The sequence below is a fragment of the Streptomyces sp. RKAG293 genome, from assembly GCF_023701745.1.
GTDB lineage: Bacteria > Actinomycetota > Actinomycetes > Streptomycetales > Streptomycetaceae > Actinacidiphila.
In genome coordinates this window covers 3,375,819-3,391,291 of sequence record NZ_JAJOZB010000001.1, presented here as the reverse complement: position 1 = coordinate 3,391,291, position 15,473 = coordinate 3,375,819, and the positions used below count along the sequence as shown (strand labels likewise).

The 15,473-nt window shown below is 70.7% G+C and carries 12 protein-coding genes; 10 read left to right on the top strand and 2 right to left on the bottom strand.

The genetic code is table 11. The features are described 5' to 3' along the window. The first annotated feature begins 97 nt into the window (after positions 1-97). The gene (locus tag LNW72_RS15075) at positions 98-1,660 is read left to right on the top strand and encodes a glycosyltransferase family 2 protein (RefSeq protein WP_250975891.1); all 1,563 of its coding nucleotides are present in this window, start codon (positions 98-100) and stop codon (positions 1,658-1,660) included. A gap of 103 nt (positions 1,661-1,763) precedes the next feature. On the opposite strand, the gene LNW72_RS15070 is transcribed toward LNW72_RS15075, so the two are convergent. Next, positions 1,764-5,333, bottom strand: coding sequence for a bifunctional glycosyltransferase/CDP-glycerol:glycerophosphate glycerophosphotransferase (locus LNW72_RS15070; protein WP_285369574.1), 3,570 nt, complete (start codon positions 5,331-5,333; stop codon positions 1,764-1,766). A gap of 123 nt (positions 5,334-5,456) precedes the next feature. Between LNW72_RS15070 and galE the strand changes: the two genes are divergently transcribed. The 6 genes from galE to LNW72_RS15040 all read left to right on the top strand — a co-directional run bounded on the left by galE (position 5,457) and on the right by LNW72_RS15040 (position 11,545). Continuing rightward, positions 5,457-6,437 carry a UDP-glucose 4-epimerase GalE gene (galE, locus tag LNW72_RS15065; RefSeq protein ID WP_250975889.1) on the top strand — a complete coding sequence of 327 codons (981 nt, stop codon included), beginning with the start codon at positions 5,457-5,459 and terminating at the stop codon, positions 6,435-6,437. Between the two features lie 186 nt (positions 6,438-6,623). Beyond that, positions 6,624-7,754, top strand: a complete 1,131-nt coding sequence (proB, locus tag LNW72_RS15060; protein WP_250975888.1) for a glutamate 5-kinase — start codon at positions 6,624-6,626, stop codon at positions 7,752-7,754. A 156-nt stretch (positions 7,755-7,910) separates the two neighbouring features. Further along, complete coding sequence (locus tag LNW72_RS15055; RefSeq protein WP_138353135.1) at positions 7,911-8,363, top strand: hypothetical protein; 453 nt, start codon at positions 7,911-7,913, stop codon at positions 8,361-8,363. A gap of 171 nt (positions 8,364-8,534) precedes the next feature. Continuing rightward, the gene (locus LNW72_RS15050; RefSeq protein WP_250975887.1) at positions 8,535-9,842 is read left to right on the top strand and encodes a glutamate-5-semialdehyde dehydrogenase; all 1,308 of its coding nucleotides are present in this window, start codon (positions 8,535-8,537) and stop codon (positions 9,840-9,842) included. Positions 9,843-9,937: 95 nt separating this feature from the next. Beyond that, positions 9,938-10,372 carry a hypothetical protein gene (locus LNW72_RS15045; RefSeq protein ID WP_250975886.1) on the top strand — a complete coding sequence of 145 codons (435 nt, stop codon included), beginning with the start codon at positions 9,938-9,940 and terminating at the stop codon, positions 10,370-10,372. A gap of 66 nt (positions 10,373-10,438) precedes the next feature. Next, positions 10,439-11,545 (top strand): hypothetical protein, encoded by a 1,107-nt coding sequence (locus tag LNW72_RS15040; RefSeq protein ID WP_250975885.1) that lies wholly within the window; start codon positions 10,439-10,441, stop codon positions 11,543-11,545. Positions 11,546-11,589: 44 nt separating this feature from the next. Here the strand turns inward: LNW72_RS15040 and LNW72_RS15035 are convergent, their stop codons facing one another. After that, a complete protein-coding gene (locus LNW72_RS15035) occupies positions 11,590-12,735 on the bottom strand; it encodes a M48 family metallopeptidase (protein WP_374117256.1) in 1,146 nt (381 codons plus the stop codon). Positions 12,736-12,871: 136 nt separating this feature from the next. Here LNW72_RS15035 and LNW72_RS15030 point away from each other — a divergent pair, with 136 nt between their 5' ends. Genes LNW72_RS15030 through LNW72_RS15020 form a run of 3 tightly spaced genes read left to right on the top strand, consistent with a single transcriptional unit; the run spans position 12,872 to position 15,408 of the window. Beyond that, positions 12,872-13,024, top strand: coding sequence for a hypothetical protein (locus LNW72_RS15030; protein WP_187144878.1), 153 nt, complete (start codon positions 12,872-12,874; stop codon positions 13,022-13,024). 8 nt (positions 13,025-13,032) lie between these two features. Further along, positions 13,033-13,635 carry a nicotinate-nucleotide adenylyltransferase gene (nadD, locus tag LNW72_RS15025; RefSeq protein WP_138353140.1) on the top strand — a complete coding sequence of 201 codons (603 nt, stop codon included), beginning with the start codon at positions 13,033-13,035 and terminating at the stop codon, positions 13,633-13,635. A gap of 27 nt (positions 13,636-13,662) precedes the next feature. Beyond that, positions 13,663-15,408 carry an LCP family protein gene (locus LNW72_RS15020; protein WP_250975883.1) on the top strand — a complete coding sequence of 582 codons (1,746 nt, stop codon included), beginning with the start codon at positions 13,663-13,665 and terminating at the stop codon, positions 15,406-15,408. The last annotated feature ends 65 nt before the right edge of the window (positions 15,409-15,473 follow it).

Below are 15,473 nucleotides of genomic sequence, written 5' to 3'. Positions count from 1 at the left end.
ACAGCCCCGAGGAGTGCCGCGTCAGGCGCTCCTCGGGGGCTTTCCGGCCCGTGCCGGATGAGATGATCTCCTGATGGTCAGGGACATGGGGTCGGGTATGGGACACGTCAGCATCGTTGTGATCGTCTATAACGACGCCTCCCGCATCGTGAGCGCTGTGGAGTCCGCGCTCGCGCAGGGGCCCGAGGTGGGCGAGGTGATCGTCGTCGACGACTGTTCGACGGACGGCACACTCGACGCGCTCGCGCCGTTCGCCGGAGACCCGCGGGTGCGGATCCTCCCCAGGGAGACGAACAGCGGGGGCTGCGGGACACCGCGCAACGACGGCATGGCCGCCGCCACCCTCCCGTACGTGATGTTCCTGGACAGCGACGACGTCCTGCCGCCCGGTGCCATCGGCGCCCTGCTGCCGATCGCCGAGCAGCGGCGTGCCGACGTCGTCGCCGGCCAGTGCCTGCGCGTGGAGCTCCCGGACGGCGCGACCACCGTCTGGGCCCCGCTGATCTATGACCGGTCGGCGGGCGCCGAGCTGCCCGGCACCGTGATCGAGGGGATCGAGGACCGGCCCCGCATGCTGTGGGACACCCTGTCCGTCAACAAGCTCTACCGCCGGGCGTTCCTGGAGAAGCACGCCATCACGTTCCCCGACGGCGCCTTCCACTACGAGGACTTCGTCTTCACCGCGCGGGTCTACGCCGCCGACCCGCGGCTGGCGGTGACCGACGAGGTCGTCTACCACTGGCAGGTACGCCGGCAGGCGGCGAAGCTGTCGATCTCGCTGAGCCGCGGCGCCATCAGGAACTGGCAGTCCCGCGTCACCGCCCACCGCGGCGTCGTGGAGGTGCTGCGCAACGCCGGCCGCGAGGAGCTGGCGCTGCACGCGCAGGCCAAGTTCTGCGACTACGACCTGCCGCTGTATCTGCGCGAACTCCCGCAGCGCGACCCGGAGTACGTGGCCGACTGGTGGCGGATCACCCGTGAGTACCTGGCCGGCTTCGACCCCGAGGGCATCGCCTGCGCGGCTGTCGTCTCCCGCTGGATCGCCGGTGCGATCCTGGCCGCGCCGGAGCCCGCCGACACCGGCCGGCTGGTGGAGCTGACCGCCCGCCCGCCCCGGCTGATCCCCCCGTACGACCCGGCCGCGCCGCCGGTGGGACTCGGCCTGCTGACCACCGCGGAACTGCCGGTGGCCGTCGACGGCCGCGTCAGGGCGGGCGGCAGCACCCGGCTGAGCCTGCGCGTGCACGAGCTGTACGGGCGGCTCGCGGAGCTCGGCCCGCGCACCGTCCACGTCGAGCTGGAGGAGCGGACCGGAAGCCGGCCCGCGGTCGGCGTGCAGGCACCGCTGGTCCCGGACGGTGACGGCTGGACCGCCGAGGTACGGCTGTCGACCGGCGCACTGGCCTGCCCCGGACAGCTGGGCGTGTGGAGCGTACGGGCCGAGATCCGGTACGCCGACGGCGCCGCGACCCCGGTGGAGGTGCGTGCCGCCGGAGCCCAGGCGCCCCGCCGGGGCATCGTGGTGCGCCCCACGGGCCGGGTGCTGCTGGTCCAGACGCATGTCACCGGCGGCCGGGCGCTGGTGCTGCGGGTCGCCGACGGACTGCAGGGCGCCCGCAGGGTCGCCGAGGCCCGGATGCGCCGGCTGCTCGGCCGCTGACGCTGCCGCCTTCCGGTCCGCTGCCGCCGCCTTCTGCCGGATTCACCCGAAAGGGCGGCCACCCCGAGGGGTGGCCGCCCTTTCGCGGCTGGGAGCGGGGAGGTCAGTCCTCCTTGGCCAGCTCCTGCATCCGGTCGATGACCCGGCCGGCGGCCTGGCCGTCGTCCAGGTCGCAGAAGACGTCCTGGAACTTCTTGTACGCGTCCTTGTACCGGTCCGTCACCGCGTCCAGGTCCTTGAGCGACGCGATCAGCTCGTCCGACGTGGAGATCAGCGGCCCGGGGGCCTCCTTCTCGAAGTCGAAGTAGAAGCCGCGCAGTTGGTCGCGGTAGTGCGCCAGGTCGTAGGTGAAGAACAGCATCGGGCGGCCGGTGTTCGCGTAGTCGAACATCAGCGACGAGTAGTCCGTGATCAGAACGTCCGCGGCGAGGAACAGCTCGCCGATCTCCGGATACTCCGAGACGTCCCAGACGAAGCCCTCGCCCGCACCCGGCACCGTGTCCACCACGTTCGGGTGGCGCCGGACCAGTAGGACGAAGTCGTCCCCGAGCTCCTGCTTGGCCTTCACCAGATCGACCTGGAGGTCGAGCTTGTACCGGCCGGGGCCGTAGTACTGGTCGTCGCGCCAGGTCGGGGCGTAGAGCACGACCTTCTTGCCCGCCGGGAGCCCGATGCGCTCGCGCACCTTCTCGGCGATCTCGTCGCGCTCCGGTGCGTAGAGCATGTCGTTGCGCGGGTAACCCGCCTCCAGCAGCTCACCGTCGAACGCGAACGCGCGCTTCAGGATCGGCGTGCTGAACCGGTTGGGGGAGACGATGAAGCTCCAGCTCTTCGACTCCTTCGCCACGTTCTCCAGGTACCGCCCGTTGGTGAACTGGACGTCCTCGATGTCGTGGCCGATCTTCTTCAACGGGGTGCCGTGCCAGGCCTGGACGACGACCTGGCCCGGACGCCGCTTCAGCCAGTACGGCAGGTGCGCGTTGGTGACGATGTACCGGCTGCGGGCCAGCGCCTCGAACCACTCGCGGCCCCACATGCGGACGGCCTTCGCGCCCGGCGGCAGTTCGACCTGCTCGTCGCGGACGACCCACAGGTGCTCCAGGTCGTCGCCGCGCCGCATCAGTTCCTCGAACACCGCGCGCGGTGAGTCGGAGAACTGCTTGCCGGTGTAGCTGTCGTACAGCACGGACTCGCGGAGCGGCTGGGTGCGGGCCTCGGGGTAGAACTGCGTCCGCAGCTGGCGCTGCCGGTACGGGCCCTGCTCGTCGGTCCGCAGCGACGCGGTGACTTCGAGCGCCAGCCGGTCGTAGGAGTGCGCGGCCGCGACGTACTTGCGGCCGGCGACCATGGTCTCGGCGGGCAGCTCGTCGATCAGCGCGGGGCTGATGACGACCGGGGTGCGCTCGTTGCCCTCCACCGAGTTCTGGAACATCAGGTTCCAGCGGCCGGGACGCAGCGGCAGGGTGCCGGCCATCCCGGGGACGGCGTGCACGGTGAGGGTGGCGGTGAACCGGTTGTCGGCCACCGTCACGGGGAAGACCTTCTCCTCGTGGTGCGCCCGGTGCATCAGCACCAGGTTCGCCGGGTCGGTGGCGCTGGTCGGGCACTCGCCCTCGACCAGCAGCGAGCCGTCCGACTGCCAGGTCAGCCGGTCCACGACGGGCCGTACGATCCGGTCGCTCAGCAGCAGGTAGCCCGGCGCGTTGCGGTGCAGGGCCAGCTCACGGGGGAGACCCGAGGCCGAGGGCGCGAGCGCGTAGCGGCCCGGCGCCAGATCGTCGTCGGCGATCAGCTGACGCGACTTGGGCTCACCGGGAACGACGATCTCGGTACGCCAGGTCTCGCTGTCCGGCGCCTTGACCGAGGACAGCGCGATCTCCGTCATCCGGCCGTCGACGATGTCGTCCAGCGGGATCCGTACGGTGAAGGTCGTCTGCCCCTTGGGGGAGCTGCCGGTGATCTCCAGCGGGTACTCGTGCGAGCTGGGGGTCTTGAGGTGCTGCATGCTCAGCCGGCTGCCCTCGGCGAGCTCGCCGGCCGCCACCCCGCGGATCTCGATGAATCCGTCGGTCAGTTCGTGCCCGGTGACCCGGGCGCGGACCTTCTCCACCCGCAGCCGCAGCCGGCCGCCGATGAACAGCGGGACGATCCGGGTCTCGGCGTCGACGTAGTGCACCGGCGGGTGCGTACCGGAGCCGAAGGCGCCCGGGTTCAGGGCGCCCTTGCGCAGCAGGCCGCGGCTGAGGTTGCCGATCGCGAAGCGCCAGGTCGACTCGTTCCAGTGGCCGCGCTGCTTGAGCTTCTGCGCGTCGACCGTCAGTTCGAAGCCGGACCAGTCGTACGAGTAGCGGTTCTGGCCGGAGGTCGACGTGGCCTCGGGGCGGAAGACCGTACGCGCCGGGATGACCAGCGTGCGCTTGGACTTGCTGTTGCGCAGCGCGATGACCTTGAGCGACATCCGCCGCTTGTGGACGTTCAGGTTGCTGACGTAGGAGAAGCCCTCGATCTTCAGCTCGTCGCCGTGCCAGGTGATCGAGGACACCTTGGTGCGCAGCGCCAGTTCCTGCTTGAGGCGGTACACGTGATTCGGCACACCCACGGTGCGGTTGCCGAAGAACGGGAACTTGCCGTAGCGGCGGAACCGCCGGACGACCGGCAGTGACGCGCCGGTCTCCTTCTTCTCGTACGACAGGACTTCGAGCAGCTCGTCCAGCTTGCCGTGCCGGATCAGGTGCCACTTCAGCCGCATGAGGGCCGGCAGCGCGTCCAGGGCGCGGGGCTCCACCCGGCTCAGGAAGTCCGAGGCGACCTGCATGAACAGGTCGCGGAACTCCTGGTCCGCGTCGGGCAGCACGTTGATGAAGATCCGGATGTCGCTGGCGAGGGCCGTCTCGTCGTACCAGCGCTTGTACTTGCGGTACTCCTTGCCCGGCTGCTCGGCGAGGAACCGGCTCACCGAGTCGACGGCGGCCACGCGGTCGCGGACCGACTTCAGCTCGGTGCGGCGCTGGGTGATGGACGGTGCCGCGCCGCCCTCACGCTGCCGCCAGTAGTACGTGGGCTCACCGAGGATGTCGACGCTGCGGGCCCTGAAGTGCGCCGGGACCGTCAACGGAGTGTCCTCGTAGAGCACACCTTCGGGGAATTCCATCTCGTACTTGTCCCAGAAGGTGCGGCGGAACACCTTGTTGGGGGCGAGCCGGTCGGCGATGAGCGCCGGGTCCCGCGTGATGTGGGTCTTCAGCCGCGTCGTCGCCGTGGCCTTGCGGTGCATGGCCGACTGGGCGGTGCCTTTCGAGTCCAGCGTGAACACGTTGCCCGACGCGAAGTCGGACCCCGTCTCGTCCAGCGTCGACAGGAAGTGCTCGTACGCGTAGTCCGGGATGATGTCGTCGCTGTCGACGAATGTGAGGTAATCCACCCCGGGAGTGCAGTTGCGTACACCCGTGTTGCGGGCGTGGCCAAGGCCGCCGTTCGTCTGTTCGACGACACGGAACCGGGGGTCGCGGGCGGCGAAGGCGGCGGCGATCTCGCCGCTTCTGTCCGTCGAACCGTCATTGACCATGATGACTTCGAGCTCACGGAGCGTCTGACCGGCGAGGGATTCGAGGCACTCCTCGAGAAACATCTCGACGTTGTAAATCGGCACTACCACCGAGAGCCGAGGGACCATGGGTCAGGACAACCTTTCCGTGGCGGGAAATGACGAACCGAGGTCCTGCTCCGGGGGAGCGCAGCCTGCTGAGGGTTCACTCCGAGTTTATCGCATGGCTACTCACCGACTTAGACTGACCGGATGACCTGGATGATCACCGGCGGCGCCGGATATATCGGATCGCATGTCGTCAAGGCGCTCGTCGAGAGCGGTGAACAGGTGGTCGTCCTCGACGATCTCAGTACCGGCGACGCGGCACGGCTGCCCGCCGGAGTGCCCCTGGAGCAGGGCTCGGTGCTGGACCGGGCGGTGCTGGACCGCGTCCTGAGCCGGTACGAGGTGCGCGGGATCGTGCACATCGCGGCGAAGAAGCAGGTCGGCGAGTCGGTCGAGCGCCCGCTGCACTACTACCGCGAGAACGTCGTCGGCCTGCAAACGGTTCTCGAGGCCGCCGCCGACGCCGGGGTGAGCCGCTTCCTCTTCTCCTCCTCCGCCGCGGTCTACGGCATGCCGGACGTCGATCTGGTCACCGAGCGGACCCCCTGCGACCCGATGAGCCCCTACGGCGAGACCAAACTCACGGGGGAGTGGATGGTCGGCGCGGTCGGCCGGGCGCACGGCATGGCCACCGCCTCGCTGCGCTACTTCAACGTGGCGGGCGCCGCCTCCGCGGAACTCGGCGACCCGGGGATCTTCAACCTGGTGCCGATGGTGTTCCAGCGGCTGGCCCAGGGCAAGGCGCCACTGATCTTCGGCGACGACTACCCGACGCCGGACGGCACCTGCGTCCGTGACTACATTCACATCGAGGACGTCGCCTCCGCCCACGTCGCCGCGGCGCGCCGGCTGACCGCCGACCCCTCGGCGTCCCTGAAGCTCAACATCGGCACCGGCGAAGGCGTGTCGGTGGCGGAGATGATCGACCTCATCCGCGAGGTGTCGGGGCACACCGACCTCGCGCCCGAGATCGTCCCGCGCCGCGCCGGCGACCCGGCCCGGGTCGTCGCCTCGGCCGAGCTGATCACCAAGGAACTGGGCTGGTCCGCCCGGTACGACGTCCGCCAGATGGTCACCTCGGCGTGGGCCGGCTGGCAGCTGCGGCACCCCGACCCGCGGGCCTGACCCGTGATCCGCGGGCCTGAGCCGCATCCGGAGGTCTGAGCCGCACCCCGGACCCGCCGCCCCGGCGGGTCCCGGGGCGCGGTGTCCAGGGCGCGATACGCCCGGCCGCGCGGTGGCCCGGATCACGTAGATTGCACGGATCGGGGCGGGTGGACCGACGGGAACAGGCGAGCACAGGGGACGTACGTGGCAGCGGCGCGGCAGGACGTGGTGGAGGCCCGCAGGGTCGTGGTCAAGGTCGGTTCGTCCTCGCTGACGACGGCCTCCGGCGGGCTGGACGCGGACCGCGTCGACGCACTGGTGGACGTGCTGGCCACCGCCCGGGAGAACGGCCCGAAGGAGATCGTGCTGGTCTCCTCCGGCGCCATCGCCGCGGGCCTCGCCCCGCTCGGCCTCGACAAGCGGCCGCGCGATCTGGCCCGCCAGCAGGCCGCCGCCAGCGTCGGCCAGGGACTGCTGGTGGCGCGGTACACCGCGTCGTTCTCCCGCTACGGGATCCGGGTCGGCCAGGTGCTGCTGACCTCCGACGACATCAGCCGCCGCGCCCACTACCGCAACGCGTACCGGACGCTGGACCAGCTGCTCGTCATGGGAGCGGTGCCGGTCGTGAACGAGAACGACACCGTGGCCACCGACGAGATCCGCTTCGGCGACAACGACCGGCTGGCGTCCCTCGTCGCCCACCTGGTCCGCGCCGACCTGCTGGTGCTGCTGTCCGACGTGGACGGCCTCTACGACGGCGACCCGCGCTCGCCGGGCGCCACCCGGATCGACGAGGTCTCGGGACCCGCCGACCTCGAGGGCGTCACCATCGGCAGCGCCGGCAAGGCCGGGGTCGGCACCGGCGGCATGGTCACCAAGGTCGAGGCGGCCCGGATCGCGGCCGCAGCCGGCATCCCGGTCGTCCTCACCTCCGCCAGCCACGCGGCCGACGCCCTCGCCGGCCGCGTCACCGGCACGCTCTTCCACCGCACCGGCAAGCGGTCAGCCGACCGGCTGCTGTGGCTCGCGCACGCCTCCACCCCGCGCGGCGCGCTGCGCCTGGACCCGGGGGCGGTCAAGGCCGTCACGGAGCGCCGCACATCGCTGCTGCCGGCCGGACTGACCGGCGTCGAGGGGCAGTTCGTGGCCGGCGACCCGGTCGACCTGCTCGACGAGTCCGGCCGGGCCGTCGCCCGAGGCCTCGTCAACTTCGATGCCAGGGAGCTGCCGCGGCTGCTCGGCCGCTCGACGCACGACCTCGCCCGCGAACTCGGACCCGCGTACGAGCGCGAGGTCGTGCACCGCGACGACCTCGTTGTGCTGCACCAGCACTGAGCGAAGGGCCGGCCCGGCAGACCCAGTCGGGGACTTCTTGTCGAAAACGCCCCCGCGGTAGCCCGCACCCTGGTCAACTTTGAAGCGGAGGAGTCGCCAATACCGCCGCGGGGACGGGCGGCGCTCGCAAAGCAGAACGCCACAGGGAGGCCGCCGGTGAGACGAGGGCGCCCAGGTTCGTTCCCCCGGGGGACGACCGAACGGGCACTGGTCAGCGTCGACAGCGGAGCGGATACCAGTGCGGACCATCAGCCGGAAGCGCGCACCAGCTCCCGGCTCTGGCACGTCACGCTCAGCGTCTCCGGGCCCGGGGCCCCGCTCCCGGAGGTCAGACGCGCGCTGGAACAGCTCGCGCACGATCACCCGTTCCTGCTGACCAGCCGATATGCCCATGACCACGCCGAGATCAGGTACTGGGAGGAGGCCCGTGACCTCCACGATGCCGCGGCCATCGCGCTGCGCCTGTGGGGCGAGCACCGCTCGACGGCCAAACTCCCGCCATGGGAGACGGTCGGCCTCGAAGTGATCGACCGTGAGACCTATCACCAGCGCATCTCCGAGGGCTACGGCCCCCCGCCGGCCGTGCCGGTGGGTGTCCACCCCTTCTAGGCCTTCGCAGCGTTTCCCCAGTGCCCCCGGCTACCGCTGAGTGGTGCCCCCGGCCCGGCCCGGGTGCCGCCCCGGCCGGGCGGCGGGGGAGCCGGCAGGCCGGTCGGGGGGCCGTCTCAACGGCCGGAATCCCGTCCCGCCGTCCCCGGGAGGCGCCGTAGGCTGCCTGACATGAGCAGCAGCCATGACGCCCCCTCCCTGCCCTCCCCCCTGCCCGAGTCCGCCGTGCTGCGGGCCGCCTACCGGGCCAGGGCCGCCGCGGCCGACCTGGCGCCGCTGCCGCGCTCGGTGAAGGACGACGCGCTGCTCGCCATCGCCGACGCGCTGGTGGTGCGGACGAAGGAGATCGTCGAGGCGAACGCGCGGGACGTGGCGCGGGCCCGGGCGGCGGGGAGCAGCGAGACGGTCATCGACCGGCTGACGCTGACCCGCGAGCGGGTCGCGGCCATCGCCGCCGACGTACGCGACGTGGCGGGCCTGCCGGACCCGGTCGGCGAGGTCGTCCGCGGCTCGACGCTGCCGAACGGGCTCGACCTGCGCCAGGTGCGGGTGCCGCTCGGCGTGGTCGGCATCATCTACGAGGCCCGGCCGAACGTGACCGTGGACGCGGCCGCCCTGTGCCTGAAGTCCGGAAACGCGGTGCTGCTGCGCGGCTCGTCCTCCGCGTACGCCTCCAACGAGGCACTCGTGAAGGTGTTGCGGGACGCCGTCGGCGGCGCGGGGCTGCCGGCCGACGCGGTGCAGCTGGTGCCGGGCGAGAGCCGGGAGTCCGTCAAGGAGCTGATGCGGGCCCGCGGCATGGTCGACGTCCTCATCCCGCGCGGCGGAGCGTCGCTGATCAGGACGGTCGTCGAACAGTCGACGGTGCCGGTCATCGAGACCGGTACCGGGAACTGCCACGTCTACGTGGACGCGCAGGCGGACCTCCCGATGGCGGTGGAGGTGCTCATCAACTCCAAGGCGCAGCGTCCCAGCGTCTGCAACTCCGCGGAGACCCTGCTGGTGCACCAGGACATCGCCGAGGCGTTCCTGCCGCTGGCGCTGGCGGCGCTGGCCGAGGCCGGGGTGACCGTGCACGGCGACGAGCGGGTGCTGGCGCTGGCCGAGCGGACCGGGTCCAAGGCCACCGTGGTGCCGGCGACCATGGAGGACTGGGAGACCGAGTACCTGAGCTACGACATCGCGGCGGGTGTCGTCGACTCGCTGGACGCGGCCGTCCACCACATCCGGCTCTGGTCGTCCGGCCACACCGAGGCGATCGTCACCACCTCGCAGCCCGCGGCGCGCCGGTTCACCCAGTTGGTGGACGCGGCCGCGGTGGTCGTCAACGCCTCGACGCGGTTCACGGACGGCGGTGAGTTCGGGTTCGGTGCGGAGATCGGCATCTCCACCCAGAAGCTGCACGCCCGCGGCCCGATGGGCCTGCCGGAGCTGACGTCGACCAAGTACATCGTGACCGGCGACGGTCACATCCGGTAGCGCGGCGGTCCGTCCACAGGGCCAACTGGGCGGGCGGGCAGTGTATTTCATCCGCTCCCTGCCCAAAGCGCCGTTGCCCGGACTACCCTGGTGCGATGCCGGATGATGACGAGTTCGCATCCCTGGTCTTCGACGAGGACTTCGTACGGTCCGCGCCCGTGCACGAGCCCACCGCGCGGCAGCGCATGCTCGCCGCCGCGCGGGCCCGTGCCGAGGCCGAAAGCGTGTCCGGCGGCGGGTCCGCTCCGGCCGATCCGGTCCGGTACGACACCGGTGAATCGGACGAACTGTATCTGCAGCACGTCCGAATGGCCGAAGGCCGCCCGTACCGTGCCGGCAGTGTCCGCTGGCACCGTTCACTCGCCTGGCTGCTGGCCGTGCTGATGGGAATCGGCGTGGTGGCGCTGACCTTCGCGGCCGTGTACCGGGGCGCCGGGGGCGGCCGGCAGCCCGCCGTACCGGCGCCGCCGTCGAGCGGACGGGTCGGCAGTCAGACCCTGCCGCCGGTGGCCGCCACCCCGCTTCCCTGAGCTGTTGTCAGAAGTTGTCGCGTATCACGGCGTTTATATGTGCCTCCGGAGACTTAACCTTGTGGTATGGCCGGTCCCCCTGGAGACCCTCCTGAGGGCGCCCCTGAGGGAGTCCCGGGAGGTGGTGAGGACGAGTACCGATCCGTCGTCTTCGACGAATCGTTCGTCCGTGCTGCCCGTATCCAGGAGTACTCGGCCCGTGAGCGGCTGGACGGGACCTCGCGGGCGGTGCGCGTCCGCCATATGTGGCCGGTCGCCGGCGCCCCGCGCCAGGCCCTGATCCTGGTGGTGCTCATCGCCGTCGCCTTCGGCACCGCGATCTACCTGGGCATTCGTCATCCGTACAGCAGTTCGGGACCGGAAGCGGTGGAGCCGCTGCGGATCACGGTGATACCGCTGGTGCCCCCGGGCCCGGTACCGGCCGTGAACGTGAAGTCGCTGTACGCGAACGATCCGGCCGCGCACTACCGGGCCGGTGCCGAAGGGCTTCCGCTGCCGACCGCGCGCCGTGTCGGGGACTTCACCGAGAGTCAGGTGATGCAGGCGCTCAGCAGCACCAAGGAGTACCTGGTGGCCTCGGCGCTCGACCCGGAAGCGGTTACGGGCGGCGGGGTGCGCGCCGTCCGGGACCTGATCGATCCCGGCCAGGTCGACCAGTTCGACCGCAGTCTGAGCGCCCCGGGCGACGACGGGCAGCACGCGGCGACCGGCTGGCTGGTGCGGCTGGATCCGGCCAAGGTGCGGCTGGCCGACCAGAAGGTACGGGTGAACGGCACGATCACGGTGTCCCAGGTCGGTGACGACCGGCTGGAGGTCGTCGCCGACCACACCTTCGTCTACGCGGTGCAGGGCGTCACCGGGTCCGGGGCGGCGCCGGGCGCCACGTCGCTGTTCACCGTGCGGCGCGAGATGCGGTTCCGCTTCGACCGGGACGACCTGCGCGACCACCACATGGAAGTGGTGCAGGCCGATGTCGCCGCCGGGCCGCTGTCCTGCACGGCCCCGGCCGCCGACTACTTCCGGCCGCTGCTCGCCGGCCAGTCGCCGCAGGGCCCGGCCACCGCCGATCCGTACGACCGCGACCGGCCGGCCGCCTCCGTCTGCGCGGGGCTGGCGAACGGCGCCACCGGTACCCCGGCGGCGCCCTTCGCCACGTCCTCAGCCGCTCCCTAGGCCCCCGAGGGCGTTGCGGGGCCCGGGAGCGCCCGCAATCGGTGTCACTCCGCGCGGGGGCCGTTCTCCGGGCTGTCCCCGGGGCCGTCCTGCGTCTCGTCGGCCGGCCGCTCCTGGGTGCTGGTCTGCGTGCCGCCCGGACCGGTGAACTTGTTCCTGAGCTTGCCGCCGATGTCGCCCGCGCCCGTCGATATGTCGCGGATCAGGCCCATCAGCGGGTCCTTGCTGGTCTTGACGTTCTCCGCGTAGTGGTTCGCCGACTCCTTGAAGGTGTCGTAGACCGAGGTGTCCTTGTCCTCGGCCCTGCGCGGGTAGTGCCCGTCCATCAGCCGCTGGTAGTCACGGCTCTCGGACCACTTCTTCAGCTCGGCGGCGCGCACCGTGGTGAAGGGGTGGGTGCGCGGCAGCACGTTCATGATCTTCAGGACGGAGTCGCGCAGGTCGCCGGCGGCCTCGTACTCGTCGGCCTGCTTCAGGAACGCGTCCACGTTCATCTCGTGCAGGTGGTTGCCGCCGGCGATCTTCATCAGCCCGCGCATCGACGCCTGCAGGTCCTGCCCGACCAGCAGCCCGGCCCGGTCGGCCGACAGCTCGGACTTGCGGAACCACTCGCGCAGCGCCGTGACGATCGCCAGGATCGCCAGGTTGCCCAGCGGGATCCACGCGACCCGCACGGCCAGATTCGTCAGGAACAGCAGGATGGTGCGGTAGACCGAGTGGCCGGAGAGCGCGTGGCCCACCTCGTGGCCCACGACCGCCCGCATCTCCTCCTCGTCGAGCAGCTCGACCAGGCCGGTGGTGACCACGATGATCGGCGAGTCCATGCCGATGCACATCGCGTTCGGCTGCGGGTCCTGCGTGACGTACATCGACGGGACCTTCTCCAGGTCCAGGATGTAGCAGGCGTCGAGCAGCATGACGTTGAGGTGCGCGAACTGCTGGTCGCTCACCCGGACGGAGTCCGAGAGGAACAGCAGTCTCAGCGAGCGCTCGGGGAGCAGTCCGCTGAGCGCCTTGAAAGCGGTGTCGAAACCGGTCAGCTTGCGGAGCGCGACGAGCGCGGACCGGTCGGCGGGATGCTCGTACGCCCTCGAGGAGATTCCCGGGAAGCGCTTTCGCGTGCGGCTGGGCACCTTCTCGGCACCGCCGCTGGACTCCGTGGAGTCGCTCGGATCGTTCGGCACGGACATAGTGACCCAACCCCCAGATAGCCAACCGGTACATACTCTGGACGCGCGGAGCCTGCGCTAAGTTCCACAGGGCCCGCCCGTACGATGTGCGTGAGTCTTCCCGTCCACCCTCGAAACCGCAAAGGTCCTGCCGACCATGACGTCATACGCAGCTGCCGCACTGACCACCCTCGCCGAGGAGTCGGGTGGGGGGAACCACGAGAGCCTCAGCCCGTATCTCACCGGCGGTGGCGCGCTGTTCGCGCTGCTCCTCCTGCTGTGGATCACGACCCGCTTCAACCGGGACTAGTCTCCGCGATGCCTGGGAACGTGAAGAAGCGGATCGGCGTGATGGGCGGAACGTTCGACCCCGTCCACCACGGTCACCTGGTCGCCGCCAGTGAGGTGGCGAGTCTGTTCCAGCTCGACGAGGTCGTCTTCGTGCCGACCGGCCGGCCGTGGCAGAAGGCCGACAAACCGGTCTCGCCACCCGAGGACCGTTATCTGATGACGGTGATCGCCACCGCCTCCAACCCGCAGTTCTCGGTGAGCCGCAGCGACATCGACCGCGGCGGCAAGACGTACACCATCGACACCCTGCGGGATCTGCGCGACGAGCACGCGGACGCGGACCTCTTCTTCATCACCGGTGCGGACGCGCTCAATCAGATCTTCTCCTGGCGGAACGCCGAGGAGCTCTTCTCGCTGGCGCATTTCATCGGGGTGACGCGTCCTGGGCATACCCTGGCGGATCCGGGCTTCCCGGAAGGCGGGGTCTCGCTGGTCGAGGTTCCCGCGCTGGCGATCTCGTCGACGGACTGCCGCCAGAGAGTGGCCAAGGGCGATCCGGTCTGGTACTTGGTGCCGGACGGGGTGGTGCGCTACATCGACAAACGCAGGCTCTACCGGGACGACGGGTAGCGGACGCATCGCAGTGAAGGGGTCCTCGTGAACGACGCAAACCCCCGTTGGCAATACGCCGAGGGAGGTCCTGAGAACGGTCAGGACCCGTACACCCCGCAGGACCCGCCCGCGCCCCAGGACCCTTACTACCAGCAGCAGTACGGATACGACCCGTACGCACAGCAGCCGGAGCAGCAGCCCGGGCAACAGCAGCCGCCGCCGCAGCAGACGCAGCAGCAGCCGGGGTACGCCGACCCGTACTACGCGGACCCGGCGCAGACGTACGCGGGGCAGCAGCAGGGCTGGATCCCGCAGCAGCAGCCGTATCCGGACCCCCAGTACGCGCAGCCGCAGCCCTTGCAGCAGCCGCCGTACCAGGATCCGCAGTACCAGCAGCAGCCGCAGCCGCAGTACGGCGCGCCGCCCGCTCAGCCGTACTACGCGGCGTCCGCCCCGGCCGCCGCTCCGCCGGCCGCCCCGGTACCCGCGCAGGCCCCCGGGCCCGACGCCGTTCCGCCGCAGCAGCAGGCCGGAGAGGACTACCGCACCGAGCAGTTCGCCTTCGTCGACGAGGACGACGAGGAGTCGGAAGAGGTCATCGACTGGCTGAAGTTCTCGGAGTCCCGCACCGAGCGCCGTGACGAGCGCAAGCGGCGCGGCCGCAAGCGCAAGATCGCCCTGGTGCTGCTGGTCGTGGTGGCGCTGGTCGGCGGCACCGGCTACCTCTGGAAGACCGGCCGGATCCCCGGCCTCGGCGCCCCCGGCAAGAACACGGCGGCGGCCGGCGCGGGCGGCCAGAAGCGCGATGTGATCGTGGTGAACCTGCGTCCGGTGGACGGCTCGGAGTCCTCCACGGCGCTGCTGGTCAGCAACCGGACCACCGGCAAGGGCACCACGGTGCTGCTGCCGAACGCGCTCGCCCTCAGTACTGACGACGGCGGTTCGACCACCCTCGGCAAGCAGATCGACCAGGGCCAGGAGCCGACCCGGCAGGGGCTGAACACGCTGCTCGGGTCCGACATCAAGGGCAGCTGGCGGCTGGACACCCCGTATCTGGAGATCCTCGTCGAGTCCCTCGGCGGCATCACCGTGGACACCGACACCTCGGTGAACGGGAAGGAAGCGGGCAAGGTCCTGGTCACCCAGGGCAAGGCGCAGGAGCTGAACGGCCAGGGGGCCGTCGCGTACGCCACGCACCGCGGCGCCGGTGAGGCGCAGGCCAAGCAGCTCATCCGCTTCGGTCAGGTCATGCAGGCCGTGCTCGCGAAGATGCCGAGTGACGCCGCCTCGGCGACGAAGACCGTCGACGCGCTGAACTCGATCCCGGATCCCTCGCTGCCCATCAACGCGCTCGGCGCCTCGCTGGCGCAGCTCGCGGAGCAGGCCAAGACGGGCGCGTACAGCACCGCGCTGCTGCCGGTGCAGCCGAACGGGACGCTGAGTGCACAGGCCACCGAGAGCGTCGTGAAGGACGTGCTGGGCGGCACCGTGAAGAACGCCGGGGCCTCGGCGCAGGCCAGGGTGATGATCAAGGACGCTACCGGCGACAGGAAGGCGGCGGGTCTGGCCCAGGCCGCGATCCTGAACGGCGGCTCCTACACCTACGTGCCGGGCGGTACGGCCGCGAAGTCGCAGCCGGCCTCCGAGGTGGTGTACGCCGACGACGCCCGCAAGGCGGCGGCGGCCGATGTGGCCAAGACCCTGGGGTTGCCGGCGGGTGCGGTGAAGAAGGGAACGGTCGTGGCGAATGCGGACATCTCGGTCGTCCTCGGCAAGGACTACAAGGGCTGACACCCCCCTGAGCGGCGGCCCGGGACCGGCCGGGAATCCGCTCGGGGGGCCTGACCAGGCCTGAT

Bases quoted from the DNA above. Each gene is read 5' to 3' on its own strand.
- LNW72_RS15075 (WP_250975891.1), top strand. From the start codon at position 98: ATGGGACACGTCAGCATCGTTGTGATCGTCTATAACGACGCCTCCCGC.
- LNW72_RS15070 (WP_285369574.1), bottom strand. From the start codon at position 5,333: ATGGTCCCTCGGCTCTCGGTGGTAGTGCCGATTTACAACGTCGAGATG.
- galE (WP_250975889.1), top strand. From the start codon at position 5,457: ATGACCTGGATGATCACCGGCGGCGCCGGATATATCGGATCGCATGTC.
- LNW72_RS15050 (WP_250975887.1), top strand. From the start codon at position 8,535: ATGAGCAGCAGCCATGACGCCCCCTCCCTGCCCTCCCCCCTGCCCGAG.
- LNW72_RS15045 (WP_250975886.1), top strand. From the start codon at position 9,938: ATGCCGGATGATGACGAGTTCGCATCCCTGGTCTTCGACGAGGACTTC.
- LNW72_RS15040 (WP_250975885.1), top strand. From the start codon at position 10,439: ATGGCCGGTCCCCCTGGAGACCCTCCTGAGGGCGCCCCTGAGGGAGTC.
- LNW72_RS15035 (WP_374117256.1), bottom strand. From the start codon at position 12,735: ATGTCCGTGCCGAACGATCCGAGCGACTCCACGGAGTCCAGCGGCGGT.
- LNW72_RS15030 (WP_187144878.1), top strand. From the start codon at position 12,872: ATGACGTCATACGCAGCTGCCGCACTGACCACCCTCGCCGAGGAGTCG.
- nadD (WP_138353140.1), top strand. From the start codon at position 13,033: ATGCCTGGGAACGTGAAGAAGCGGATCGGCGTGATGGGCGGAACGTTC.